Genomic DNA, 26,140 nt, shown 5'->3' on the forward strand with positions numbered 1-26,140 from the left:
ACGCAACACTGGATTGATCCTGCGTCAGCCGAGCGGTTAGACTGGATATGATCATTCAAAATCAGATCATAGATGAATGAGTTTTGAAGAAACAGGAAATCTGGAATCTGATTTATGATTTTTTTAACGATTGATGCGCTACTGACCGAAATTGCTTTGAGGAAATCAAGATGAAGCAAATATTTGTACTTCGAATTGTAATGGCAGTGATCGTTGCAGGCGGTTGCATTTCCAGTTTATCTGCTGAAAAAACGAAAACTTATTCCGTAGGCATCGCCAAAGTCGATATCACTCCTGATTACCCGGTGATATTAAGTGGCTATGCCTCACGCAGTACAAAGCCAATAGATCGGGTCGAGCAGCAACTCTGGGCACGCGCAATTGTGATTCGTTCTGAAAATCATCAACCACAGATTTTGATATCGGTTGATAATTGTGGTGTTCCCGCATCCGTGACGAAAGCCGTTGTCGCGAATCTGAAAGATGAGTATTCCCTCACTCCTCAGAATCTGGTGATCTGCTCCACTCATACGCACGCGGCTCCAATGCTCACAGGAGTCCTCCCCAACTTATATACCAAAGATCTGACTACTTCAGAACAGGCGGGAATAGATCGCTACACTCAGGACTTGACGCTTCTACTGACGAAAGTGGCGGAAGAAGCCATCCATAAGACCGAACCCTCGCTTCTGGAGTGGGGAATTGGAACGGCGACGTTTGCCAAAAATCGCCGCAATATTACCGGGCCGAAAGATCATGACCTGCCGATCCTGCAGGTCAAAGGTATTGATGGAAAGACACGTGCGATCCTGGTGAACTATGCCTGCCATTGTACGACGCTAGGGGGAGTTCCCTTTATGTCCGGCGACTGGGCCGGTTGCGCTGTCGAGGGGATTGAAGCAGATATTCCCGGTTGTATGGCGATGGTGGTGATTGGTTGTGGTGCGGATCAGAATCCGAAGTTCAGAGGCGATGATCAGGGGGCGGCACGGGTCAATGGAAAAGGCATCGCAGACGGAGTCCGCCAGCGTCTCAAAAGCCAATTAACCCCACTATCAGGAGATCTGAAAACGGAGAGTGACGAACTGACACTTGAGCTGGACAAGCTGCCGACAGAGGATGAGTGGAAAGAGCGCGCACAGAAAAAGGGGATCAGGGGCTATCATGCGCAAAAGAATCTCAAACGTCTGGAGCGGGGACAGGCCTTAACGGATAAAATAGTTTACCCGGTGAAATCCTGGGTCTTTGGTGATGACCTGGCGATGGTCTTTTTGGGAGGAGAGGTTGTTGTCGATTATTCATTGGCGATAAAGCAACGCCATGGCTCGAAGCTATGGGTGACCTCCTATGCGAACGACGTTCCCTGTTATATACCCTCCGAACGGGTCCTGCAGGAAGGGGGCTATGAAGGCCGGAATGCAATGGTCTGGTATGACTTGCCTGGTCCTTTTGCGTCCGGGCTAGAGAAAAAAATCACGGATGAAGTAGATCGACAATTACCGGATGCCTATCAAGCGAAAGAGGATGTGAGTCGAACGGGGGGCAAACGACCGTTGACTCCCGCCGAATCGATTTCCCACATGAATTTCGCTGACAATCTCAAAGTTGAAGTGGTCGCTGCGGAACCTCTGGTCATTGATCCCGTCGCTGTGGAATTCGGTCCTGACGGGAAATTGTGGATTGTGGAAATGCGGGATTATCCGAATGGCATCGATGGAAATCTGAAGCCGGGGGGCGTTGTCAAATTTCTGGAAGACCTGGATAAAGACGGCGTCTATGACAAGGCGACCGTGTTCCTGGAAGGGCTGCCTTTTCCGACCGGCTTGATGGTCTGGAAGCAGGGCGTGCTGGTCTGTACGGCTCCCGATGTGATTTATGCGGAAGATACGAACGGCGATGGGAAAGCCGACTTGCAGAAAACAATCTTAACTGGCTTCGCCACCCATAATTATCAGGCACGGGTGAATAGTCTGGTTCCCGGACTTGATAACTGGGTCTATGCGTCGGGTGGCTTATTCGGCGGCATCATCAAATCGTTTAATGGTCAGACAGTGAATGTGACGAATCGTGATTTTCGGTTCAAACCGGATACCGGTGTGCTGGAGCCAGTCAGCGGCCGAACCCAACAGGGCCGCGTGCGCGATGACTGGGGGAACTGGTTTGGTTGTCGTAATGGAAGCTTGTGCGTGTATTATCCCGTCAATGAATCCTATTATCGTAAGAATCCGTTTGTGGTTTCGCCTCCGCCTGAGGTTGCTGTTCCCCGAGGCGATGATCCCAGCCAGCTCTACCCCGTGGGAGAACTGGTTCAGTTTCATTTAAGCGGACAGCGCGGGAGACCGACGTCTGCCTGTGGGCTGGGACTTTACCGGGATCGACGACTGGGGAACGGTTTTTTAGGGAACACGTTTGTCTGTGAACCGGTCAACCAGCTTGTGCATCGTCAGGTCATCCAGCCGGAAGGAGTGACATTTTTTGGGACACGTGCGCCGGAAGAACAGGATCGGGAATTCTTGACTTCAACCGATAACTGGTTTCGGCCGGTACAAGCAAGACCCGCGCCCGACGGATCATTGCTAATCGTGGACATGTATCGCTATCTCATCGAGCATCCCAAGTTTCTTTCACCCGAAGCAGTCCAGAAGCTGAATGTGCGTGCGGGAGAAACACGGGGCCGAATCTATCGGATCTCTCGCAAAGAACAGCAGTATAAACCGATTCCGAAATTGAAAGAGTTAGAACCGCAGTATCTGGCGAAGCTGCTCCGAAGCAGAAATGGTACACTGCGTGATATGGTACAGCAGGAACTGATCTTGCGGGCAGACGAAAAATGCATTCCAGAATTGAAGTCGATTGCCGCGGAGGGGAACTTACCGGAATCTCGTCTGCAAGCACTCTGCACTTTAGACGGTTTGCAGGCTCTCGATTCAGAGTTGTTACTACCACGAATTCAGGATTCGCATCCGGGAGTTCGCAGAGAAGCCCTGCGATTGTCAGAGCCATTTTTGAATGCATCAAAGCCTTTGGCAAATGCCGTTCTACAGCGAGTCAAGCAGGAAGAAGACTTGTCTGTCATTTTACAATTGGCTTATTCTCTCGGCGAATTAAAAAGCGAAATGGCAACACAGTCGTTGTTACAGTTGATGGAACAGCATTCTGGGAATGTCTATATCAGGTCGGCCGTGCTGACCAGTTTCGAACCGAGTCGTCTGGCACCGGCGATCGCCGTTTTGATTCCCCAAGTCAGTGATCAACCCAAGCTGCAGCCGGTTTTTGAGGCCTTACTGGGGATGGCGATCGCGACCAAAGATGCGGCTGTTCTGCAGCAGGTTGCTTCGCATTTGCTGGCTGATGCAGTTCAGAATGAGAAGACGCCTCTTTGGGAGTGGGCGGCGTTGTCTCGCATTCTGGAAGTGAGCAATGCCGCGAAACTCAGCCAGGATCAGGCGCTAGGTCAACAGATCAAAACATTACAAGAACGAGCCCGTCAACTGGTGGCAGATTCCGAGCGTGGGGCAGCAGAGCGGATTGCTGCGATTACGTTTGTGGTCCAGGCCGGTCAAGGTCAGGATGATCTGCAGTTGATCTCTGATTTATTAACGCCGCAAACGTCGCTGAAAATTCAAATGGCAGCAGTGCGCAGTTTAATTAATACGCAGAATGCGGAGGCGTTGAAAACGGTTCTGGAGAACTGGAAACAGTTTACGCCTGCGCTGCAGGCAGAAGTTCTGAGTCAACTTCTGGCACGCGAATCGACGACCGTTGTACTGTTAAACAACGTCGAGAAAAAACTGATTCAGCCCGCACAGATTGACTTAACCAGTCGCCAACGATTGATTGATCATAAAAATAAGAAAGTCAGTCAGCGTGCCCGGAAACTGTTTTCGGTGGCGACCAGTGCCAGTCGTGAAGCGGTACTCAAACGCTATCAATCGATCGATCTGAAACAGGCCAGTATCGAGCGGGGGAGTGCTGTGTTTGAGAAACAGTGTGCGAACTGTCATAAATTGAATGGCAAAGGATTTGTGGTGGGGCCGGACCTGGCGGCGTTGACGGATCAGTCAAAATCATTTCTGCTGACTTCGATACTCGATCCCAACAAAGCCGTCGACGGGCGTTATGCATCTTATCTGGCACTCACCGATGATGGCCGAATTAATACCGGGATTCTGGTGTCCGAGCAAAGTAACAGCATTACGTTAAAAGCACAGCAGGGGAAAGTGCAGACAATTCTCAGAACAGAAATCGAAGAATTGAGCAATACCGGCAAATCACTGATGCCGGAAGGTCTGGAACGCGAGATCCCGCCGGGAGCGATGGCGGATTTACTGGTCTTTCTACAGGAACACAGTGCCCCCATTCATTACAAGTATGCCGGAGCTGTTTCTCCGGATGCAAACTACCCGGATGATCCGAAAAAGTTGAAGCTGGTGAATCAATCTCCTGTTTCGGGGAAATTTAATGACGGGAACTGGGTTGGGTTCCGATTTGCCGGCGAACAGCCTCAGCCCAGACTTGATTTTGATCTTGGTAAAAAAATTCTGGTACGTTCGTTAAAAATTGTGTACGGCGTGAATCATGCACCCGGGTCGATTCACGCCCCCGCCTCGGTTCAAGTTTCCTTTAGTAATAACGGTCAGCAGTTTGGGAATCCGCTCAAGTTCTCTGACTTTGATGATCATCCCGATGGTCTGGGGCTCTATGAAATTGATCCGCGCACGGTTGCTATCACTTTTCCTGAACAACGGGCACGCTTTGTTCGTGTTGACTTTCAGAGTAAACAGGGCTGGCTCTTTCTGTCGGAAATCTCACTTGCCAGCAGCAGCTCAGCCGGGAAACAACATCAGGCAGTGCCTGTGAAGCCGGGAGACACGAAGCAGCCGACGGTTTCGGTGGACCCGGTTGCGAAAATCAAATCACTCGTCGCCAGCGTCAAAGTGGGCACTCCAGACGAGTACCGTGAAATTCCCGAGATCTGGCGACAGGCGATTGCACTGGGGAAACGAAATCAGGCAGAAGAGATTAAAAAATTACTCGAAGCGTCTTTGCCGGAAGAGAAAGGAACTCTGCGATGCTGGCAGGCGGTAGTGATTGGTGGCGGGATCATTAACGGGATTACGATTGCCGGCGATTGGCCGCGCACGCGAATCGAAGCCATCTTGAAGGAAGATCCGAAACTGGCTGCCCGCTGGCAGCATTCGCTCCAGAAAGCCATGAAGATGGCCGATGACCCACAAATCAAAGCGGGGACCCGCTATGATGCGCTTAGGATGATCGCCATGCTTGATTATGCAGACTGTCAGGCCCAGTTGAAACGCTATCTGGCTGATCCCAAGCTGGCAGAATTGCAGATGGGAGCCGTGAGTGGATTCGGGGATATTAATGATTCCAAAGCAACAGAAGATTTGCTCGACGCACTACCCCGTTTGACATCCCGTAATCGTAAAATTGCACTACTGTCTCTGCTAAGAACCGCTACTCGATGTGTGGCATTATTAGATGCTGTTCAGATGGAGAAAGTCTCCGCCAAGTTGATCGATGCGACCATTCAAAAACAGTTATTAGAACATCCCAATCCAGAGATTCAAAAACACGCGAAGCGAATTTTCAATCAGTAGGGAGAACTGATACATCGTAGAACAGGACAGTGAGCAGACAGCTTTACGTTGCCTGTTGTAAAACTTCCAGTATGCCTCTACAGAACTCGGGCAGGTCTCCGGGGCGGCGACTGGAAACGAAGTGACGATCCATGGTGACGGCCGCGTCTTCCCAGATCGCACCTGCGTTGATCAGGTCATCTTTGATGCCTGGTGAACCGGTGACCTTGACCCCCTGATAAATTCCCGCGGAGATCGGCATCCAGCCTCCATGACAGATGGCGGCGATCAGTTTCTGGCTCTCGTGGAATTCAGAGAGTAGTGATAAGACTTTTTCAAAGCGTCTGAGTTTGTCGGGCATCCAGCCGCCGGCGCAGATCACGCCTTGATAGTCGTTGGCGTTGATACTGTCGATCGTGGCATCTGAAACAGCCGGATAACCGTGTTTTCCCAGGTAAGTTTTGCCCGCTTCCAATCCCGCCATGGTGGTTTCTGCGCCCGCTTCTTCCAGGCGAAGTTTGGGGTACCAGAGTTCGAGGTCTTCATAATCCTCGCCGACAAACAAGAGGAACTTTTGCCCCGATAAGGGAAGGGAACCAGTCATCTATTCTTTCCTTAGATTTGAATGATTAATTTTTTTAATAGTGGGAGTCAGGCAGCGGGCCACATCAGCCCGAAGATCAATCCGACAATGACAGCATACAGGATCGATTCGATGACATGCCCGATAATTCGATTATGAAACCAGATCGCATGCTGTACGGCGGCTGAGAGAAACGTTAATAACCCGGCGGTTGCCAGGAAGCGAAATACAACTATGAATTCTGCACCCGGCTTAATTGCCAGAGTTGAAAGATATGCCAGAGCGAAACTGATGACAAGAAAATACAAAAAAGTCAGTCCGAGCTTCTTTCCCATATTCACTTTCGGGAAAACGGTCATGACGCCGCACGGGCCGTCATTCCATTTCTGCTGATACTCTTCACTTTTCATTTCCTCTGGTGAATTGCAACCGGGAAACATATAACTACCCAGTGGCACATTCTGCTGTTTGACCGCTTCCAGGAATTCGTCTTCACTCTCCAGCTTTTTCCAGTCATCGCGATGAAGTTGAAATATCATCCACGATAAAAAACTGGCAAAAAATAAAGCCACAGCCGACAATGCAATTGGAATTATCAAACTTGTCAACATATCATCTCTCCTGGATGCCGTTCAATAATGAGAGTGTGAAGGGAATCGTGGGATTGCCGAAATCAGGCAAGTCCCTGAAATGCATTTGGGTTCATCATAAAATGACAAATTCTGTTTTCCCAGTACGCAGCCAGACGATCGTCGAGAATTTACGAGATTGGATGTTTTGATCTCATTTGGAAATCATTTTCATATAAAGGAACCGACATGTCTCAATTGATCACACAGCCGACAGTCGTAGAAGCGGCAGGTAACAAACCCAAGCAGATCGAAGAATTTGTAGGACGCGCTAACACGGGTGATGAATCGATGAGCATCGCTCGGATGGTCTCTCCCGGTGGTTGGGTAGAGCCGGAACAAACGCCGGAGTTTCGTGAAACGTCGATTGTCCTCAAGGGAGTTCTGCGTGTGGAATGCGCTGACGGTGTGATCGAAGTCAAAGCAGGACAGGCGATTGTTTTGGAACCGGGTGAATGGGTACGGTATAGTACTCCCGGTGAAGCAGGCGCAGAATACATCGCGATTTGTACGCCCGCCTTTTCTCCCGATACGGTCCACCGTGTTGAAGAAGATTAAAACTGTGGTTTTTTTAATTCACAATTCTTATTACTTCGATTCGGAAAGGGAATAGTTTTATGTCTCAAACGACTCCTGCGATTCAAGAACTGGTGCCGTTGTTGTATGTCGAAGATGTCTCCAGGTCTGTAGATTTTTACTGCGATCAGCTTGGGTTTGAAATGAAACTCAAGTGGGAACCGGAGGGCACGCTGGCCTGGTGCCGACTGGAGCGGGGCAATGCGGCTTTGATGTTACAGCTAACCTGTCCCGATGAAGATGGAACCGCAGCCGAACGTTGCAAAGGGGTTAGTTTCTTTTTTCTGTGTGATGACGCGCAGGCAATTTTTGAAGAACTGACATTGCAAGGGCTTGATCTCGAACCACCAAAAGTAGCGTTTTACGGGATGAATCAGCTGTTTGTGAAAGACCCGGATGGTTATCAACTCTGCTTTCAGAATCAGGTTGAGATGGCTGTTGAATGATCGTAAGACTTTCTACAGCGCTGACTCTACTAAGTCTGCTGTAATAAATTGGTCAGCCAGATCACCTGATAGGGTTTAAGAACCAGATCGCCTCTGAGATTGGTATATAATTCGCCGCTGATTAAATCGACCCAGGAATCGGTGCCTATCAGATTGATTTCTGATAAGGGGACAATTTGTTCCTGGTTAGTGACATTATTAATCGCGAAAATACTTTGTTGACGATCCATACTCTGACGCCAGAATGCAAATACGCTATTACCCAGGTGCAGCGTAAATTGTGTTGCATTCGGATGAAACGCGGGCTGCCGCCGCCGTACTTTTAACAGGTGGCAGATGCCTTTAAAGACGCGTGCGTGCGTTGATTTTTCATTTGCCAGTTGTGTCTGTAGTTGGTCATAGTCCCAGCGATGACGGTTGATCGAACGATTTTGCCCCGTTTGTTCGACGGCGACTTGATCATTTCTCGTGCCCAGAAAACTATGTATGTAAACAGCGGGAATTCCTTCCAGCGCAAACATGATGGCATGCGCACAGAAGAAACGTTCAATTTGCCATTCGTCTTCGCCGTCCAGGGTCCCGCGCATGGCGTCGAATAATGAAATATTAATTTCATAAGGCCGCATGCCGCCATCCGGGAGTGAGCGCATTGAAATTCGAGCGCCAAATTGTTCCATCATCGAAACCATATTATTGATTTCGTCTTCATCCATTAACCCTTCCGCGGGCCGCAGGCCGATCCCGTCGTGCGAAGCAATGAAGTTCAGATAGGTTGTACCATGCAGCGCCGGGGGCATGCTCATCATCCATGTTTTTAAATGCTGGCAACTCCCGCAGAGCAGTGCATTCACCAGCAAGGGGGGCAGGGAAAAATTATAGATGGCATGCGCTTCGTTTGAGTTTCCAAAATAAGCCAGGTTCTCGCGGTTTGGAATATTGGTCTCGGTGATGATCATGGCATGGGGCGAGACAAATTGAATCAATGTGCGAAACAGACGCACAAGTTCATGGGTCTCCGGCAGACTCAAACAATTCGTGCCGACGGTTTTCCAGAGAAATGCGACCGCATCCAGACGGAAAATTTGAACGCCGTGATCAAGATATAATTTGACGACTTTAACAATTTCCTGCAGTAAATGCGGATTCGCAAAATTTAAATCGACCTGATCGAAGCTGAAAGTACACCACGCATAGCGAGGGCCTTCTGGCGTATCGATCCGCTGCAATAAACTGTTGGTTCGCGGACGAACAACCTCGGAGAGATCGTCATCCGGGCTGCCGCAGAAGAAGTAATCTTTACCCGGTGATTCTCCTCGTTTGAATTGTTGAAACCATTCACTCTGACTCGAACAGTGATTGATTACCAGGTCTGACATCAGGCGAAACTCGTCGGCAATCGCGTTGATATGATCCCAGTTTCCCAGCTTTGGATTGACTTGCCCGTAGTCGATGATGGAAAAGCCATCGTCGGAGCTGAAGGGGAAAAATGGAAGAATATGGATGCTGTTGATCGTTTCTTTGAGAAACGATTCTGAAAACTGCAACAATGTTTCCAGTGGCGGCTGCCCCTCCGTGAGCAGACTGTCGCCATAGGTAATCATCACGGTATCACGTTGATCCCAGTGGTTCTGGTGTGTTTCCGGTGTCTGGCAATTCCCATCCGGGGCCATGATATCAATCAAAGTCTGGGCGAAGGCGCTATGGTCAATCTCCGGATAAATAACCCGCAAGTGATTTTCGACGAGGAATCGGTACTCACTGATTGCGGAATGTTCGACAGGTTCAATCATATTTTCAGGAAAACTCCCGGTAGTCATCATCAACGGCGTAACACAGATGTCTGAATATATCCGGAATCGCGCTTTGCACCCGATTCCAACTGGGGATGAACGGCGTCTCCATCGGGTTTTCCAGAAAATGGAGACCGGCTTTTAATACATTTTCCGCGAATAATTCGACCGCCTTCTCTTCGTTATGCACATCAAACTTCAAACCATTAATGGTCGCATCGTTACGATATGTCTCGATAAAGTCCAGAGCAATGCGATAGTAGGTGGCTTTGATCGAACGAAAGGTTTCGGTCGAAAACACAACACCATTGGTGGCCAGTTTCCGAAAAACTCCTTTGGCAATATCAATCGACATTTTTGATAATCCCGCCTGGGCGTCTTCGACGGATAAATTCTGGTGTTTATGATCATACTTGTCGGCGATGTCAACCTGGCATAAGCGGTTTGTCGAATAATTACGATTCACTTCAGACAGCACACCGATTTCCAGTCCCCAGTCGCTGGGGATTCGAATGTCGTTAATCACATCCACGCGAAATGAAAATTCACCCGCCAGTGGGTAACGATAGCTGTCCAGATATTCGAGATAATCCAGTGACCCCAGAATTTTTTTCAAGGCACGCATTAAGGGCGTCACTAATAATCGGGTGACGCGACCATTCATCTTGCTGTCTGCCACACGTGCGTAGTAGCCTTTACAGAATTGATAATTAAAGCTGGGGTTGGCAACCGGATAAACCAATCGCGCGAGCAGGCTGCGATCGTACGTCAGAATATCACAATCATGCAGTGCGACCGAGGATGTGGTTCCCTGGGCCAGAATATAGCCGAGACAGTACCAGACGTTGCAGCCTTTTCCGAGTTCCTTTGGTGCCAGATCCTGTTCCTGTAGCATTCTGTTGACAGCCTGCATTCGTGGGCCATCATTCCAGAGAATGCGATGATTCTGAGGCAGGCGACTGAAAAACTGGATGGCATGTTTGTATTGCGTTTCGTCAGCCCGATCCAGGCCGATGACAATTTCGTGCAGATACTCGACTTTCGCCAGTTCCGTCACAATTTTATCAAGGGCGGGCCCTTCCAGTTCGCTGTAGAGACAGGGGAGAACCAGGCTCATCGGGCGGACTTCGGCAAATCGGACTAACTCGGCTTCCATCTCTTCCGTCGAACGTGAAGAGAGGTTGTGTAAAGTGGTAATGATACCGTTTTGGTAAAAGTCTCCCATACCAGACCTCCGTAATCAAAGCTTGAGCGCCAAAACCAGAATGATCAGGTCAGAAAGATCAGATCAGTGTTTCATCCAGTATTTGGGTTAACGCGTTGGCCCATCCTTGTGGACCTGTGTCTTCAGTAATAACGACCGAAGATTGCTTCTCAAGATCGGGTGGTTCATGATGGGACGAGCGCACAATGACGGCAATGTCTGCTGCATTCAACATGGCAACGTCATTCTGGCTATCGCCCAGTGCTACAAACGTGGGTTGTGCACCATACGAGTCAGTAAAACGCTCCCGTAACCAATGCAGACATTTTCCTTTGTCACACGCGCCAATCACATGCACAAACCGGCCACCTATCAGCAGCCGCAGACCATGATTGGCAATCAGTGCTTCAAACTTACGCAATTGATGTGCCGAGTCCTGCCAAATTAGCGGTTCGGAGAATTCTCGGGTCATCGCCAGCCGGGAATCGGATTCCGATAATCCCGTATATGCAATGACTTCAGAGACTTCCATATCCGTAAATCCAGTGAACTGGAATTTTTCCTCTGCCCGGATATTTTGAATGACAGAGAGTATTTCAGACCGACGTGCCCCTAAAATATGCACCTGGTCTCCTGTTTTATGTGCAGTTTGTCCCTTCTGATCCGCAGGCAGATAAATGGCCGAGCCGTTTTCTACGACATAAGGATCTGTGTTCTGGAGTGTGGTGCGAAGAGACGCTAATTCCGCTGCCGTTTTACTGGTATTCAAAATGAGAGGAATCCCCGTTGCGCGCAGACGTTCCATTACGGGGACCGCCGGGGCGAACGAATACGTATCGTGATCTAACAGAGTTCCGTCCAGATCCGTCATTACGATCAGAGGCGGCATGTGTTCTTTCATATCAGTAGATTTTGCAGGCATCTGAAGAGGACTAAGGGTTGAAAGGACAGATTCAGAAAACGAAGCGCTGCGCTCACGCAGGAGAGCCACAGGAATCATAACAGGATTGAAGTCAGTAAACAAAGGGAGTACGAAACTCGGTTAAACCTACTCGATTCCTCTATTTACGATCTGGCTCCCGATGGAATCAATCTAGGCAAGTGTGATAGAACGCTCAGTTTTTATTCATGGTGCTTATTGCTAAACTGAATTTAGAAAATATTAGAGAGGTTCTTCATTCCCATCAGATGCGATCAGCGGGTGCTTACTCATGCTCAGGCGAATTCAGCAGCTTGTTTTGTTGTTAATCATTTTCAATCTCTCCCCGGAATTGCATGCTGAAGGACCAATTCAGCAGACGCTTCGGGAGCCGTGGCAATCTCAGTACACACAGAAGAATGCCGTTGGGAAGCATGTTCTGGGGCTCTGGACCTTTGATGGAGGAACACCCGGAGCCGATCTTTCCGGCAATCAGCAGACAGCGACGTTTGATGGTGCGGTCATTGAATCCCAGGGACGATTTGGCGCTGCCTTGCGTTCATTTCCGGGGTTTCCTGTGGAAGACAAACGGCATTGGGCAATTGTAAAAGATTCTCCTCGTCTCTCTCCGCGTGGGGCATTTACACTGGAGATGTGGATCAAGCCTGAGGACGATTTTGACAAAGCCCATTCTGCTTTTCTGCTCGATAAAAAATATGTGAGCCATACCGACTACCAGTTGCTGTTTACTCGGGCAGGGCGGTCCGGCACACGCACCTTGAAAGCGGTGCTGGGTTTCGGAGACTTTTCAGAGACCTGGTATTCGAATCCGTTGAAGCTGGAAAAGGGCACCTGGTATCACGTTGCTTTTATTTATAACGGAGCCGGTCGTGGGCAGTTTTTGATCAATGGGATTCCCCAAGGAGAGAAAACGATTACGAGTGCCGGCTCGATTACTCCTGGATCTAGACCATTGACGATCGGTGATCGGAATGGGAGCAATTATGGTGGCTTCCCCGGTCTGATTGATCAGGTGCGGATCAGCGAAGGGGAACTTGAATTTCGTCCCGTGCGTTTTGAACGTGTCTCACAGCGATCCTGTTTTATTCGCATGGAACCCAAGCGGACACTCGATTTTGATATTACGAATCTGCAGCGAACCCAGTTACCGGAAGCAACTGTGACCTGGTCCTTAAATGGACTGGTTCAAGGAACTTCCACGCTGAAAAAACTGGCGCCAGGTCAGCCGCGCACTGTTTCATTTCCTCTTAATACCGCATTGCGTCCGGACAAGTATGAATTGAGCGCCAAATTGAAAGCAGGTGACGGGCAGGAAGCAACAGCCGCCGCATCCTTTCCGATTCAGATTGTTCCGCGACCGTTACCCAATCGTTTTCCAGTTGTGATGTGGGGGGCCGGCATCAATGAGATTGAGCGGCTCAAACAGATTGGTTTTACGCATGCGGCTGGAGTTCGTGCTAATTATTCCAAAATCTGGCAAGCGGAAAAACCGACACTGGCAGACACGGAAGAGAATGTGAAAACGCTGCGAGCAGGTTTGGACCGGGGTCTCGCGAATGGGGTTTCCTTTTATGCCTCACTTTCGCCGGGATCCTATCTGCGCAGCCGGGAGAACTTACAGCGGGTGAACCGTGATGGAACCCATCCTGCCAGTCGGGAAGATATCTGTCCTGTGATTCCCGAGATCAAACAGTTTTGTTACAACGTCGGGGTCTCCATGGTGCAGACTTATGGCGATTATCCTGCGTTCGATTCTGCCCTGTTGCATACCGAGGTGCGTGGGCATTCGCGTCCCTGTTTTCATGATCATGATCGAGCCGCCTTCAAAAAGTTTGCCGGAATCGAAATTCCCTCAGAAGCAGGACCGCCACGGGGTGTTGACTATCGACGTCTGAAGGATTTTCCTTCCAGTCGTATCGTGAAAGACGATCATCCGCTTTACGTCTATTACAAATGGCACTGGAAAACCGGTGATGGCTGGAATGATCTTAACAGCGATCTGGAACGGGGGTTGAACTCAACGGATAAGAAAATCTGGACCTGGTACGATCCTGCTATGCGTGTGGCCAGCGTGTTTGGATCTGGCGGGAATGTGGATTATCTCTCGCACTGGACGTATTCCTATCCCGATCCGATTCGCATTAATGTCGTCCTGGATGAACTGTTTGCGATGGCGCGCGGGTCCCAAAAGCATCAGGATGTGATGAAGATGACACAGATCATCTGGTATCGTTCGCAAACCGCACCGCAAGCGAAAAAAACAGATCAGGAATCCCCGCAGCAGGCGAGTTGGGAACGTGAGCAGCCTGATGCGCCATTTATTACGATCGCGCCCCTGCATTTACGGGAAGCATTCTGGGCCAAGATTTCCCGTCCGATTAAGGGGATTATGTATCATGGCTGGCAATCACTGGTGCCGACAGAAACAACCGGTGGCTATCGCTATACCAATTCTCAGACACAGCATGAGCTGACACGCTTGATCCAGGAAGTGGTCCAGCCGTTAGGCCCGGCATTGAAAACGATGCCTGCTGCCAAAAATGATATTGCCTTTTATGAGAGCTTTGCTGCTCAGGTCTTTGCACGCAGAGGCACCTATGGTTGGAACGGTTACTGGCTGGGGGACGCCCATCAGATGCTGCAGTGGGCCGGGCTTCAAACTGATGTCGTCTTTGATGAAACAATCCAACAGCACGGTCTCGATCAGTATAAAGTTCTGTTCATGATGGATTGCGACGTCATTACTGAATCGATCTTAAACGAAATCGAAGCCTTTCAGAAACGCGGGGGAATCGTCGTTGCCGATGAGCGGGTTGCTCCGGCGGTGAACGCAGATCTGGTGATTGCTTCCTATAAACGAACCGGCAAAGCCGACCTGGATAAACGGGAATTGCAGAAAAAAGCACAGGAAGTGCGTCAAGCACTGGCGGGAAGATATGTGAGGGCTGTCGATTCGTCGAACTCCGATGTCGTTCCCTATTGTCGTCAGGGAAGTCACGCAGACTATATTTTCCTGGTGAACGATCATCGTGAATTTGGTGACTATGTCGGTCAACATGGTCGTGTAATGGAAAACGGCTTACCTGCGAAGACGACATTGTCCTTGAACCGTTCCAAGGGGTATCTGTATGACCTGGTTCATCATCGGCCGGTTTCGTTAAAAGAGTCCGCTGGGAAACGGGCTGCCTCGATTCAACTGGCGCCTGGTGCGGGCGGCATTTATCTGGCGACGGAGCAGCCACTGGATCGTGTTGATGTAACTGCCCCCAAACAGCTGAAACGGGGGGAGAGTGGTACCATTTCGATGAAAGTCCTGGACCCGAAAAATCGACCAGTCGCTGCGGTCATTCCCGTCGAAGTCTCCATTGAGGATGCAGAAGGACGCGTTGCCGAGTTTTCCGGTTACCGGGCGCTGAAAGGGGGCGTGCAGACGTTTCAGATTCAGATTGCGCCCAATGACAAAGCTGGGATCTGGCGTGTGCGTGTCAGAGAACTGGCTTCCGGCAAGGAGACTTCCGCCTTTATACGGGTGATCGATGACAATTCTGCGGTCAAACCGCATGGTCTGAATATTAAAGGCTTCAACCCCGAACAGCCGGCCGGCTGAGCTGGGTAGGGGGACGAGCGTCTGTTTTCCGCTATGTCTTCACTGCTTCTGAAATCTCTACCACAAGACAGACGCTGAAACGTGCTGTTGGCTGAGATTCTGCGCCTGAATCACACTTCAACTCTATCGGGCTTGATCGCAATATTCCTGCTCCCATTCTGATTTCTTCTTGATAGATCAATCTGAAATTCACGAAACATTAATTTAAAAAATTATTTGGTTGAATAAGACAACAGCAGCAGAGTCTTTTTTTTCAGGGGATTCTGTAAAGGCTATTTCTTTAATTGCTCACAGATTCTTAACAAACCACGCCTAAGATGACCGTCAAACTTATTGCGAATTATGAGGCATCTGGTTTGAAGCCTTTCATTTTACTTTCACTGTGAGCTGCGGTTGCTTTCATCATCAAAAGGTTTTGGTGCTCTGAAATCAAATTGGTGTAACAAAACTATGTCACAAATCTCACAACCTGCTTTTTTACCTCAAGCTGCTTCAGAGCGATCAGAAGCGGCTGCGGGAAGCTTTCGGCAATCGCTGCAGACAGCGTGGCTGGTTGACCCCAAATACGATTTGCTCTTTCTGGCGAATCTCGGTTGGCCTTTACTGGTTTTGTTTCAGTGGTGGGGCGGTCTGGAAATTCAGAGCGGCATCAGCTTCTGGCAGATTTATTTCATTACAACGCCTCATCGCTGGATCACACCAGCGCTCCTGTTTCTGGAACGGGACCGACTGCAGGCAAATAAGATGAAATATCTTTTGATCACGGTCTGCTTATTGACGATTCCCGTCGCTGTGAAGATTTCGACAGGCGCACTGACCTGTCTGTTGACCATCGATTACATCTGGAACGCCTGGCATTTCGCCGCCCAGCATCACGGTATTTATAGTATCTATGGCCGAAAAAACGGCGGCATCTCTCCCCGTCGTGCGCGGATTGATAAATGGCTGATGCGCACGTTTTTATTGTATGTCACATTTCGAATTGCCAGCTGGGTCTCACTGGGATCTGCTGATAGTCAGGGATGGGGCGTGGTCGATACTCTATTCGCTGCCATTCCGGCCGGCATGGTTCTGCGTGAACTCTGGCAGTTGCGTGCAGAAACGGTGGGACGTTGTCTCTATTTCACCAGTGTGATGACGCTTTATCTGGCAATGTTAGGGGCGGTCGTCATGAAAAATCCCATGATGTTGCTGGTATTGACGACGGCGTCTGCACTCTTTCATTCCATTGAATATCTGGCGATTGTCAGCTGGTCGGTGGATCGTACGCAGAAATCAGGTAAACCAACGACGGCGCTGTTCACCCGTTTGATGCCTCGCTGGGGGCTTGTGTTAGCTGTCTTTATCGTGATTCTGGGAATGGGAGCCTGGCTGATGGAGTCGCATCTGCTGGAACTCTGGCTCACGGCAAATTTAATCATGGCGTTTCTGCACTACGCCTATGATGGCTTGATCTGGAAATCACGGAGGCGCGTGCCCGCATGAAACAACAGGAGCGGAAATCGCGAAATCAGTTACAGGCAGACAGCAGAGAAAGTCTGCCGGAGCTTGACTGCCGGACAGCGAGTCGAACGGTGGCATTTGTGACCGCGGGCATTTTAACGTCTCTGGCTGGCTGGTGGGTAGGGAGTGTGCGTGTTGAAGGGGGATTGAGCCTGCCTTATGTTCGCGCTGATCTCATTGTGGTCAGTTTTCTATGCATGTCGCCTTTGGCGATACTGCTTGCGGAATCAATGACCGGGGTTTTAAAACGGCACAATCGTGTATTGTTTTGGACTGTGGAATTCGTTTTATTCATCGGGGCTGCCGGGATCCTTTTTCTGGCATTAACGGGAGATCGGACAAGTGTCACTCTGGGGCAGGATGATGCCTGGGAGTCATTTATATTGCGCCCGACCATTGCCTTCTGGCTCCTGATTTCTTCGCTCTTGCTTGCCGGAAATTTGTTTCGATATCAAGAATCAGCGTCAACGCCGCGCCAGGGAGCTTTGGTCTGGCTGTTGGTTTGTATTACTGCTCTGGTTGTACCTGCGTTTTATACTCAGTCGCGGGTCGATGAAATGGTGACGCAAACGGAAGAATATCTCGGAAGTGGACGATTAGGAGACGCGCGGAAACTGACGCGAGAGATCTGTGTGTTGTCGCCCTGGCAGAACATAGGCGGCACGTCTGCGGGAGATCTGGCACGCGATCTGGATCGGGACTGTTACGAAATCGAACGCAACCTGGCGTTCATGAAGCGGCGTCCCGTTCAAAGCGAAGAATTTCATTTTCAGCAAGCACGTTTGCTTTCCATTTTAGGCCAGCTCACAGCAGCGATCCGCTTGTTGGAACCCTGGACCGGAAAATCAGGAGCTAGTCCACTGAGTTATCAGCTACTGGGGAACATCTATCAACAGCAGGAGAATTGGGAGAAAAGCGAACGGTACTATCAACGGGCGCTGAAGGCCTGGAAATCACTACCGTATTCAGAGCAGCAGCAGGCGGGAATCGTCGCCGCCTGGAAAGGGATGGCATTTGCTGAAAGGAAAAGAGGGAACTATGCGGAAGCAGAAGTTGCGTATTTATCGGCGTTATCACTGGTTCCCACAGCGGACCAGCATTATCTACTGGCCCAGTTTTATGAAGATACACAACAGACGACAAAAGCACGAGATCATGCTCAACAGGCGATGGCGTTGAATGCGTCTCGCTATGCGATACCAGGAAAGAAACTGCTTACCTCTTTACAGCAACAGCACTTTGGTTGTCTGAATGTCTGGCGGAGGGGAAGTCTCTGACGTTGAGAATGGAAATTGATTACTGGCTGCAAACTGTGAGTCATTTTTGGTAATTCCACTGCCAGCACGGATCAGGCTGGGGTGGTGAATCGGTTATTTTTATTGTTTTAATTTGGAGAAAAGTACATGCAACATTCACGTTTTCAGCAACAGGCGAGACAGAAATGGCGTCGCGGTTTTACGTTGATTGAACTGCTGGTGGTGATTGCCATCATTGCCATTCTGATTGCCCTGTTATTACCCGCCGTTCAGCAGGCGCGCGAAGCAGCACGCCGCTCACAGTGTAAGAATAACCTCAAGCAGTATGGGATTGCGTTGCACAACCACCTGGATACTCACGGTTCATTCCCGCCCGGATATCTGTGTTATGATGAATCGGGGAATCGTTTCAAAACCGGGGGCTGGCAACATGGTCAGAATGAAATTGGATTCCACTGGCTGGTGATGATTCTACCCTTCATGGAACAGCCTGGGTTGTGGGATCAGGTCAAAGTCTGTGCCGATAATATCAGGGGAAGCTCGACGACGAACCCCTGGGATCATTGTGAATACCTGGCTCCGAATCATATTGGTCGTGAGCGTTTGCCGGCATTTAACAGTTGTCCTTCTGCTCCGACAGACAATTCCTACTATAGTGATGGTTCATATGGGCTGGAATCTTTGGCAAAGGGAAATAACTATGCCGTTAGCTGGGGATCCGGGAATATGCTTTCCTGGGAAAGCCGCAGCACGCGGGGGGCATTCGGCTGTTACTTCACGACGCAGGATAAAATCTCAATACCTTCCGGTGGTTCGGGAGATCATTTTCAACAGGATAAAGGATCGACTGACAGCGACTTTGTCGATGGTATGAGCAATACCGTTGCGGTCAGTGAAGTTGTCGGAACAGACGGTTTTGGTGGAAGCGTGAGTGTTGATATCCGCGGCGTCTGGTTTTCACCGGCAATGGGTGCGACAATCTTCTCTGCCTATAATAATCCCAATGCCCGCGTTGCCGATGTGTTGGCCGGATGTGACTCGTCAATTCCCACAGACGCCTATCCTTATCTGAATTGTACTGAAGAGCGTTCGACAGCTGATGTCTATGCTGCCGCCCGCAGCTACCATACGGGAGGAGTCAATGCCCTGATGGCCGATGGCGCGGTGCGTTTCATTAGTGATAATATCGACAACGCCGGGATCTGGCGGCCGTTGAACACCATCCGCTATGGCGAAACGATAGGTGAATTTTAAACGAGTGTGAGCTTCAAGAGTACGCTGCAGACAATGGTGTCTGTAGCGTTCTTTTTATGAAATAGATTGGGAAGTGAGTGAAAGATGAAAAACTGGATTTTATGTTTGATTCCTTGTCTGTTGTTGGCAGGTTGTGGTGAAAGTGCCGCACCTCCGCTGACGACCGAAGAAAACGTCTATGCGCATGTGGTTGGTCTGGGCGATGCGAGTGGCAGTGAAGACATGTTTCAGGCGGCCTTTGTTTCCGGAGCTGCACCCAAAAATCGCGAAGATTATGGTAAATATGCCTTCGTGGTTGACGGGACCGCCGAGATCAATGGAGATGAGGCATCGGTACCTGTCAAAATTATCGGTGGAGTGATCTCTTCTCAAGAAGGGGATAGTGCTGCGAAAGAAAAGGCGGGTGACAAATCGGAAACGCAAATGACCTGGAAGTTACAGCGCGAGGGCAAAGAGTGGAAAATCAAGGAAGCACCGCTCCCGGGTTAGGTCGTGTTGATTGATTCGTTTTGAATGTGATTCCCAGGACCGCAACCTGACCCAGGTCGGTTTTAACCGCGGCTAACGCCGTGCGGCTGATCTTGTTTTTGGATACTTTGCCTGTCAGAATGACTTATCAGCCGAAGGGTGTTAGCCCCGGTTCATCCTCATTTGTAAGGACAATTTGAATTAAGAAACGCTACCTGGGCTGTTTCTGTCTACACCAGCCAGACAATGGAAGTGCCGTTGAATGTCGCCGATTTACGAAGGGCACCGTTGATGCAGGTTAACGGCAAACTGAGGCACACGCTGATAGCCGTCTTGCTTTTGAGTATGACGGCTATCGCCGTTTCCTGCGCTGATGAGCCTCTTCCTTCTCAGACTGAAAAACGAACTGGTAGCAAGCAGCAAGCGGAGGCAGCGTTATTTCATCGCGATCCTGCGGCTGCCTGGAAGCAGTTTCTGTCTGCTAATTTTGCCGGCGATCAAGCCTGCGCCGATTGTCACCGTAAGGAATATGAAGCACACCAGCGTTCCGGCCATTCGCATACTGTGACGCGGATGCCGGAAAGCGAGTTGTCTGCCATTTTAGTTAAAGCCGGTGTCTATCAAGATTCCCGCCGTGATCAGAAGTGGGCGTTCTCAACTCGTGACGGCCAATTTCTGGTACAGGATGAAACGCATCCGACGATGCCCGCACTGCCGGTGACCTGGTTGCTCGGCTCAGGAGTCCATGCCCACACGGCGATTGCCGTCGATGAAAAGCGGGGGCAGGGGGTGGAACTCCGTTGGACCTGGCTGACTAATCAAAATGGCCTTGGTCTGACTCCCGATCATGAACAGTTCGATGAATATAACCGGAACAGTATCGAGTGTTTTGGGCGTCCCATGCAGCATCGTGAAGTGCTGGAATGTCTGGGATGCCACATGACGGTCGGTCCGCCGCCGGGGGCGCCCGTTCGTGCTGACTTATTCATTCCCAATATCGGCTGTGAACGTTGTCACGGCCCTCGTAAGCAACATGCGGAACTTGCGAAAATCGGTCGCGGTCACGAAAGTAAACCACTGATCAATTACGATAACGCGGAACAATACATCACCGCCTGTGCACAGTGTCATCGGGATGAAAACAGTGTTTCTTCGACTGCGCAGCCAAATGAACTGGCCCGTTTTCAGCCGTACGGTTTAAAGAAGAGCAAATGCTATCTGAATTCCGAGGGACAGCTCTCGTGCGCGTATTGTCATGATCCCCACGATGCGACCTCACACAATCGGGCAGAATACATCCAGCAGTGCAAGTCGTGTCACCAGGACAAGGTACAGTCAACCGTCTGCCCCGTGAAGCCACAGGGGGATTGCATTGACTGTCACATGCCAGCTGTCGAATGGACGGCCGGCATCAAGTTTCATGATCACTGGATTCGTAAACCGAAAGAATGAAAAATTAGCTGATGATATCGCGGCGTTGTTTGACGTAGTCCCAGACGACGTAGCGGTCGAGGTCGCGGCCGGCGGTGAAGAAGACTCGGCCCTGGGTGGCTTCGGCCAGCCGGTGGGCGAACTGGATGTCTTCGCTGGACTGGGACCAGCTGGGAATCAGAAAGATATTGATGGTGATGCCTTCGCGCTGGCATAAATGGGCTTCGCGCATCGTGGCGGCTTCGGTTTGCGGATCGGGCGGATATAGCAGATACAGCATTTCACCTTCAAAGTGCGCGGTGGGCAAGCCGTCGGTGATCAGGATGATTTGTCGATTAGGCGTGTCCTGCGTGGAGAGGAAGTGCCGGGAGAGCTGCAGTCCGTGTTGAATGTTCGTGAAGTGCGGCGGCACCATCTGCTCGCTGATCTGTTCGTCGCTCATATCCACTTTCAGGCGGACGACAGGATCGAAGATCGTGACTGGTTTGGGCATCAGCTCCACGATCTCGCCGGCGGTACGCGGTTTCGCGAAGGAATACATCTCGATGAATTGCAGATAATCGCCGGGAAATTCACCACGAATCAACGCTTCGAGTGCCAATCCCATCTGCTTCACATTGACATATTGTCCTTCATACCGCATGGAGCCGCTCATATCCATCAATACCGTCGTGGCACATTTAGGCGCGTTGCGGGTTTTATGAATCACTAGATCGTCTGACTTCAGTTGGATCGGTAGTCCCGGTCCGTCGCGCAGAATGGCGTTGGTGAAGGATTGCACGATATCCATATTTGTGACTGAATCGCCGAATTCGTATGGCTTCGTGCTCGGCAGTTCGACGGCCCCTTCGCCAACCACCGGGCCGCTATGGCGGCCGGTGCGTGATGCCTGCAGGTCGCTGAAAATGCGTTCGAGGATGCGGCTCTGGAACAGGCGATAGGCTTTTGGAGTCAAGCGGAACTGGCCTTTGGAAAACTCGAGTCCCTGCTGATCGGCCATTTCGCGCATCAGGTCCCGAACCTGTTTCTGCAGGGCTTCCAGTGTTTCCATATCCCCCGGCTGAGTGAATTCGGAAAGGGCTTCCATGTCGATGATCGCGATCTGTGCGGTCTCGCGGGCTTCTTCCATCTGCTTGAGCAGTTCGTCGATCTTTTCCAGTTCTGCTTTGATTTCCAGTGCTTCCGGGATCGTCATCGAAGTGCGACCGGTGAAATGGTAATTAGCTGCCAGCTCGTCAATTTCATACTTGTCGCCGAGTCGATCGACCAGTTGGACCAGCCCTTGCGAGAAGGGGCTCTGATCGTCGTTGACTTTGTACCAGAGCCGCTCCAGGTCATAGATCTGCTCTTCATGAACCGCCTGATGAAAGAAGTCTTTAACCCGTCGAGGGGGCTTCATGTGTTTTGCGTAATCACGATAGCTGCGGCGGGCTTTTTTGCGGACGCTGTCGGTTTCGTAGGTGGTAAGAATTTTGCGTTTGCGTTCTTCGAGCATCGCCAGCAGTGCATCCAGACTGGGGCCGAGGCCGGCGATTTGACTGGGGTCGAGGCGAATGGCGCGGGCCAGCTCTTCCTCGGTCAGTTCCCGCATCGAGCCATAATACATCATATGGTTGAGTGCTGGAGAGACCAAGTCAGGGGGCGGCTGCATTGGGTCGGGGATGCGCTTGGGATCATACTTCTGGTACGTATGAATAATGCCGCCGGTCAGTCGTTTGTCAGTCATATTGATGTCTCGATCTCTCTGACGAGAGTGAATTGAGAACGGGATTTCGATCAGGTTTCATAGGTGATGCGACCATGATCCTGCGAGCGTGAAATTTTGCTGTTGGCATACAGGCCGGCCAGCACGAATTCGATACATGACGCCCGAATCGCTTCGTCGCCGGAGGCGTTGACTTCGAAGGCTTTGTCCCAGATAGGGGGCACCCGTTTGAGTCGATCTGCATACTGCGATGAAGGCAGCATGTCTCCGACTTCGATTTTGATGCCTTGTGCAAAGATTTCGCTGATCTCGGCCAGACCATGTTCGACGATGTATTCCTGAAATACATCCTGAATCGCCTGGGCAATGATGGCGTCGAGCACCTGCCGTTCGGACATCTGGCTGGCTCCCATCAGATCCAGTTCCAGTTTCCCTAGTGAAGACGAATAGAGGTGCCCCAGATCGCTGATGCGGGGGACGGCCGGTTTTTCGCCGAGGACCGCGCCGCGGCGGCGGGCCGAAGCGACCATCATGCGATAGTTGGCGATGCTGAAGCGGGCACTGACGCCGGAATCGTGGTCAATATACTTCGAAGCCCGGGCGGCGACGGTGATCTGCTCGATAATTTCCCGCATGAAATAAGGCACGACGACCGGGACTTCGCCGTCCAGTTCCACGTTGGCTTCCTGTTCCATGATTTCAATCCCCAGGCTGCGGTCACGCGGGTAATGCGTGTGAATGACTGAGCCGATCCGGTCTTTGAGCTGCGGGATCACTTTTCCACTCCGGTTGAAAGTGGACGGATTGGAAGAGAACAGAATCAGCATGTCCAGATCGAAGCGGATTGGATAGCCGCGAATCTGGACGTCCCGTTCTTCCAGAATATTGAACAGGCCGACCTGCACGAGTTCGTCCAGTTCCGGCAGTTCATTCATGGCAAAGATGCCGCGATGCATGCGGGGAATCAGACCGAAGTGCAGGGCACTTTCCGCTGACATGCTTTCGCCGTGCGCGAGTTTGGCGGGATCGATTTCACCAATGACGTCGGCGAATTTGGTTCCGGGGGCCAGACGTTCGGCGTAGCGGTCTTCACGGGACCACCAGGCAATAGGAACTTCGTGGTCAGGAGTGTTTGCCAGGAATTTGCGACCGGTGCTGGTAATCGGTTGATAGGGATCGTCGTGGACCGGCGATTCGGGAATGTCGAGATACGGGATTTCGGGGTCGAGAAAACGGACGAGTAACCGCATGATGCGGCTTTTGGCCTGGCCTTTTTCTCCCAGGAAGAGCATGTCATGTTCTGAAAGTAACGCCAGCACGATATCCGGAATGACGGTGTCATCATAACCGACGATGCCGGGAAAGAGTTCCTCGCCGCTCTGCAGAGCACGCATTAAGTTATCATAAATCTCACGTTTGACCGTTTTGCTTTGCCAACCGCTTTCGCGAAGTTCCGCCAGATTGGTGGGACGATTCATAAAGGATTCTCATTCTGCTGTGATGAAGCGGGATTGTAGTTCTTAGACATTACTGCTCTGAACAGGTCAGGCAAGCCGACTCGTTCGCTGAAAAGATCAAGGCTCTATTTATCATAGACGAAACAGGAGCGGCGGCTATAGTGCAGTTGTTCAGGGGTTCTGGATTCAGTGAAAAAGGATTCTCGCCTCCTGATTTCAGACGCCTGTATTGGGATCACTGACTTTATCGGAATTCAGGTAGGCAATGATGTGTGCGGTGGTGCCTGCTCCCTCTTGAGACTCCAGCCAGAACTTTCCTTTAATAAGCGACAGGCGGAACTCGACATTACTCAGACCAATTCCACTGGCATCCGAAAGCTGGTGATCAAGTTGCTCTGTGTCAAAGCCAATTCCCTGATCTGAGACAGTCACTTCAATATCCTGGTTCGGCAAGTGTTTCAAACTGACATGTGCTTCGTCTGTTTGTGAATGCTTAACGACATTAAACAGCAGCTCGCGGATGCATTCATATAACACAATTTTTGAGGTTTCACTTTTCGGGTTGGCACGTTGATCGAGATCGAGAGTCACGTTGAGCTTATAGCGTTCTTTCATGTTCTGAGCTAACCACTCCACCGCGGTCGCCAGCCCCTCTTCGTGTAACACAACCGGATTCAGCTCTGCGGTTAAAGAACGAGTGATTTCGAGCCCTTGATTCAATAGCTCATCGGCGCGTACCAGTGTCTGCTTAATCGTTTCATCCGTCGTGTCATTTTTGGCAATATCAAGGTGGATGCGAACTCCGACCAGGACCTGTTGCAGATGATCGTGCAGAATATTGGCAAGATTGCGGCGTTCCTGCTGCCCGGCGACGGCGATAGCGCGGGACAATTCATTCTGTTGTTGCTCTGCCTGCTTGCGTTCGCTGATATCAGCAATGATTCCGGCAAAGATGCCAAATTGAGGAATGTCGGTTACCGAAAGTTCAATCGGGAATGTTGTTCCATCGCGGCGGCAGGCTTTCAGTTCCCGTCTGGCTCCCACGATTTCTGATTCCCCGGTTTCCAGGTAACGGGCGATGTATTCGTCGTGATGTGTTCGCGTGGGGGGAGAAGTCAGGATGCTGACATTCTGATCGATGATTTCCTCGGCTTGATAACCAAACATTTTCTCAGCAGCCGGGTTAAATGATTGTACGATGCCTTTGCGGTTGATCGTAATCACCGCTTCAATGGCAGTATCCACAATGGCTTTGAGTTGTGCCTGCGTCTGGCGTAATTCGCTGGAGACGGTCTTGTTTTGCAGGATTCGTTTCAAGGAAGCACGAAAGAGATCGGGGTCAATTGGTTTGACAAAATAGTCGGCAATACCGTTTCGAAAAGCGATGATCATGTTTTCAATTCTGTGTTGAGATGTGACCACCAGTAACTCGGCATGCGGGGCCAGCTGTTTCAGCTGGGGGAGAAGTTCGTCAATTCTACCATCAGGGAGATCGTGCTCGAGAATGATCAGGAAATAGTCAGACCAATTATTTCGGTCCAGCATTTGTTCCTGTGTTTCTGCAATATCAATGCGATAGCCGTCTCTCAACAAGATCTGGATCAGCTGAGACCGTGATTCGGAATCTGGTTCTACCAGCAGAACTGGTAAGCCTTGCGGATTAGACATGCTAGACGAATTATTTCCGGAAGTGA

Annotated in this window: 17 protein-coding genes; 9 read left to right on the top strand and 8 right to left on the bottom strand. The window is 50.5% G+C overall.

The window, feature by feature from the left end; genetic code table 11:
- The first annotated feature begins 170 nt into the window (after nt 1–170).
- On the top strand, nt 171–5,618 hold the full coding sequence (locus Pan241w_RS07475; protein WP_145213192.1) for a neutral/alkaline non-lysosomal ceramidase N-terminal domain-containing protein: 5,448 nt from the start codon (nt 171–173) through the stop codon (nt 5,616–5,618).
- Nucleotides 5,619–5,661: 43 nt separating this feature from the next.
- On the opposite strand, the gene Pan241w_RS07480 is transcribed toward Pan241w_RS07475, so the two are convergent.
- Together Pan241w_RS07480 and Pan241w_RS07485 are read right to left on the bottom strand one after the other, a co-directional pair.
- Nucleotides 5,662–6,201: a type 1 glutamine amidotransferase domain-containing protein gene (locus Pan241w_RS07480; protein ID WP_145213195.1), complete on the bottom strand. Its 540-nt coding sequence runs from the start codon at nt 6,199–6,201 to the stop codon at nt 5,662–5,664.
- Nucleotides 6,202–6,248: 47 nt separating this feature from the next.
- Nucleotides 6,249–6,791, bottom strand: a complete 543-nt coding sequence (locus Pan241w_RS07485) for a hypothetical protein (protein ID WP_145213198.1) — start codon at nt 6,789–6,791, stop codon at nt 6,249–6,251.
- Between the two features lie 207 nt (nt 6,792–6,998).
- Here Pan241w_RS07485 and Pan241w_RS07490 point away from each other — a divergent pair, with 207 nt between their 5' ends.
- Complete coding sequence (locus Pan241w_RS07490; protein ID WP_145213201.1) at nt 6,999–7,367, top strand: cupin domain-containing protein; 369 nt, start codon at nt 6,999–7,001, stop codon at nt 7,365–7,367.
- 59 nt (nt 7,368–7,426) lie between these two features.
- Entirely contained in the window at nt 7,427–7,831 is a 405-nt protein-coding gene (locus Pan241w_RS07495; protein ID WP_145213204.1) for a VOC family protein, read from the top strand.
- A 29-nt stretch (nt 7,832–7,860) separates the two neighbouring features.
- On the opposite strand, the gene Pan241w_RS07500 is transcribed toward Pan241w_RS07495, so the two are convergent.
- Genes Pan241w_RS07500 through Pan241w_RS07510 form a run of 3 tightly spaced genes read right to left on the bottom strand, consistent with a single transcriptional unit; the run spans nt 7,861 to nt 11,714 of the window.
- Nucleotides 7,861–9,621: a sugar phosphorylase gene (locus Pan241w_RS07500; RefSeq protein WP_145213207.1), complete on the bottom strand. Its 1,761-nt coding sequence runs from the start codon at nt 9,619–9,621 to the stop codon at nt 7,861–7,863.
- Between the two features lie 4 nt (nt 9,622–9,625).
- Complete coding sequence (locus Pan241w_RS07505) at nt 9,626–10,846, bottom strand: glycosyltransferase family protein (RefSeq protein WP_145213211.1); 1,221 nt, start codon at nt 10,844–10,846, stop codon at nt 9,626–9,628.
- Between the two features lie 58 nt (nt 10,847–10,904).
- On the bottom strand, nt 10,905–11,714 hold the full coding sequence (locus Pan241w_RS07510) for an HAD-IIB family hydrolase (protein WP_198000380.1): 810 nt from the start codon (nt 11,712–11,714) through the stop codon (nt 10,905–10,907).
- 322 nt (nt 11,715–12,036) lie between these two features.
- Here Pan241w_RS07510 and Pan241w_RS07515 point away from each other — a divergent pair, with 322 nt between their 5' ends.
- From Pan241w_RS07515 to Pan241w_RS07540, 6 genes are all read left to right on the top strand, one after another.
- Entirely contained in the window at nt 12,037–15,372 is a 3,336-nt protein-coding gene (locus Pan241w_RS07515; protein ID WP_145213217.1) for a LamG-like jellyroll fold domain-containing protein, read from the top strand.
- A gap of 450 nt (nt 15,373–15,822) precedes the next feature.
- The gene (locus tag Pan241w_RS07520; protein WP_145213220.1) at nt 15,823–16,857 is read left to right on the top strand and encodes a hypothetical protein; all 1,035 of its coding nucleotides are present in this window, start codon (nt 15,823–15,825) and stop codon (nt 16,855–16,857) included.
- Complete coding sequence (locus tag Pan241w_RS07525; RefSeq protein WP_145213223.1) at nt 16,854–18,152, top strand: tetratricopeptide repeat protein; 1,299 nt, start codon at nt 16,854–16,856, stop codon at nt 18,150–18,152. The genes Pan241w_RS07520 and Pan241w_RS07525 overlap by 4 nt, the downstream gene beginning before the upstream one ends.
- A gap of 126 nt (nt 18,153–18,278) precedes the next feature.
- The gene (locus Pan241w_RS07530) at nt 18,279–19,385 is read left to right on the top strand and encodes a DUF1559 domain-containing protein (protein ID WP_145213226.1); all 1,107 of its coding nucleotides are present in this window, start codon (nt 18,279–18,281) and stop codon (nt 19,383–19,385) included.
- Nucleotides 19,386–19,469: 84 nt separating this feature from the next.
- A complete protein-coding gene (locus tag Pan241w_RS07535; RefSeq protein ID WP_145213229.1) occupies nt 19,470–19,874 on the top strand; it encodes a hypothetical protein in 405 nt (134 codons plus the stop codon).
- Between the two features lie 237 nt (nt 19,875–20,111).
- Nucleotides 20,112–21,305 carry a multiheme c-type cytochrome gene (locus tag Pan241w_RS07540; protein ID WP_198000381.1) on the top strand — a complete coding sequence of 398 codons (1,194 nt, stop codon included), beginning with the start codon at nt 20,112–20,114 and terminating at the stop codon, nt 21,303–21,305.
- A 4-nt stretch (nt 21,306–21,309) separates the two neighbouring features.
- On the opposite strand, the gene Pan241w_RS07545 is transcribed toward Pan241w_RS07540, so the two are convergent.
- The 3 genes from Pan241w_RS07545 to Pan241w_RS07555 all read right to left on the bottom strand — a co-directional run bounded on the left by Pan241w_RS07545 (nt 21,310) and on the right by Pan241w_RS07555 (nt 26,114).
- On the bottom strand, nt 21,310–23,010 hold the full coding sequence (locus tag Pan241w_RS07545; protein ID WP_145213235.1) for a vWA domain-containing protein: 1,701 nt from the start codon (nt 23,008–23,010) through the stop codon (nt 21,310–21,312).
- Between the two features lie 50 nt (nt 23,011–23,060).
- Nucleotides 23,061–24,467 carry a magnesium chelatase gene (locus Pan241w_RS07550; protein ID WP_145213238.1) on the bottom strand — a complete coding sequence of 469 codons (1,407 nt, stop codon included), beginning with the start codon at nt 24,465–24,467 and terminating at the stop codon, nt 23,061–23,063.
- A 195-nt stretch (nt 24,468–24,662) separates the two neighbouring features.
- Nucleotides 24,663–26,114 carry a PAS domain S-box protein gene (locus Pan241w_RS07555; protein WP_145213241.1) on the bottom strand — a complete coding sequence of 484 codons (1,452 nt, stop codon included), beginning with the start codon at nt 26,112–26,114 and terminating at the stop codon, nt 24,663–24,665.
- Between the last annotated feature and the right edge of the window lie 26 nt (nt 26,115–26,140).

It is taken from the genome of Gimesia alba (assembly GCF_007744675.1).
Taxonomy (GTDB): Bacteria; Planctomycetota; Planctomycetia; order Planctomycetales; family Planctomycetaceae; genus Gimesia; species Gimesia alba.

What these genes read in the sequence shown, in the direction of transcription:
- Pan241w_RS07475 (WP_145213192.1), top strand. Translation starts at nt 171, where the DNA reads ATGAAGCAAATATTTGTACTTCGAATTGTAATGGCAGTGATCGTTGCA.
- Pan241w_RS07480 (WP_145213195.1), bottom strand. Translation starts at nt 6,201, where the DNA reads ATGACTGGTTCCCTTCCCTTATCGGGGCAAAAGTTCCTCTTGTTTGTC.
- Pan241w_RS07485 (WP_145213198.1), bottom strand. Translation starts at nt 6,791, where the DNA reads ATGTTGACAAGTTTGATAATTCCAATTGCATTGTCGGCTGTGGCTTTA.
- Pan241w_RS07490 (WP_145213201.1), top strand. Translation starts at nt 6,999, where the DNA reads ATGTCTCAATTGATCACACAGCCGACAGTCGTAGAAGCGGCAGGTAAC.
- Pan241w_RS07495 (WP_145213204.1), top strand. Translation starts at nt 7,427, where the DNA reads ATGTCTCAAACGACTCCTGCGATTCAAGAACTGGTGCCGTTGTTGTAT.
- Pan241w_RS07500 (WP_145213207.1), bottom strand. Translation starts at nt 9,621, where the DNA reads ATGATTGAACCTGTCGAACATTCCGCAATCAGTGAGTACCGATTCCTC.
- Pan241w_RS07505 (WP_145213211.1), bottom strand. Translation starts at nt 10,846, where the DNA reads ATGGGAGACTTTTACCAAAACGGTATCATTACCACTTTACACAACCTC.
- Pan241w_RS07510 (WP_198000380.1), bottom strand. Translation starts at nt 11,714, where the DNA reads ATGCCGCCTCTGATCGTAATGACGGATCTGGACGGAACTCTGTTAGAT.
- Pan241w_RS07515 (WP_145213217.1), top strand. Translation starts at nt 12,037, where the DNA reads ATGCTCAGGCGAATTCAGCAGCTTGTTTTGTTGTTAATCATTTTCAAT.
- Pan241w_RS07520 (WP_145213220.1), top strand. Translation starts at nt 15,823, where the DNA reads ATGTCACAAATCTCACAACCTGCTTTTTTACCTCAAGCTGCTTCAGAG.
- Pan241w_RS07525 (WP_145213223.1), top strand. Translation starts at nt 16,854, where the DNA reads ATGAAACAACAGGAGCGGAAATCGCGAAATCAGTTACAGGCAGACAGC.
- Pan241w_RS07530 (WP_145213226.1), top strand. Translation starts at nt 18,279, where the DNA reads ATGCAACATTCACGTTTTCAGCAACAGGCGAGACAGAAATGGCGTCGC.
- Pan241w_RS07535 (WP_145213229.1), top strand. Translation starts at nt 19,470, where the DNA reads ATGAAAAACTGGATTTTATGTTTGATTCCTTGTCTGTTGTTGGCAGGT.
- Pan241w_RS07545 (WP_145213235.1), bottom strand. Translation starts at nt 23,010, where the DNA reads ATGACTGACAAACGACTGACCGGCGGCATTATTCATACGTACCAGAAG.
- Pan241w_RS07550 (WP_145213238.1), bottom strand. Translation starts at nt 24,467, where the DNA reads ATGAATCGTCCCACCAATCTGGCGGAACTTCGCGAAAGCGGTTGGCAA.
- Pan241w_RS07555 (WP_145213241.1), bottom strand. Translation starts at nt 26,114, where the DNA reads ATGTCTAATCCGCAAGGCTTACCAGTTCTGCTGGTAGAACCAGATTCC.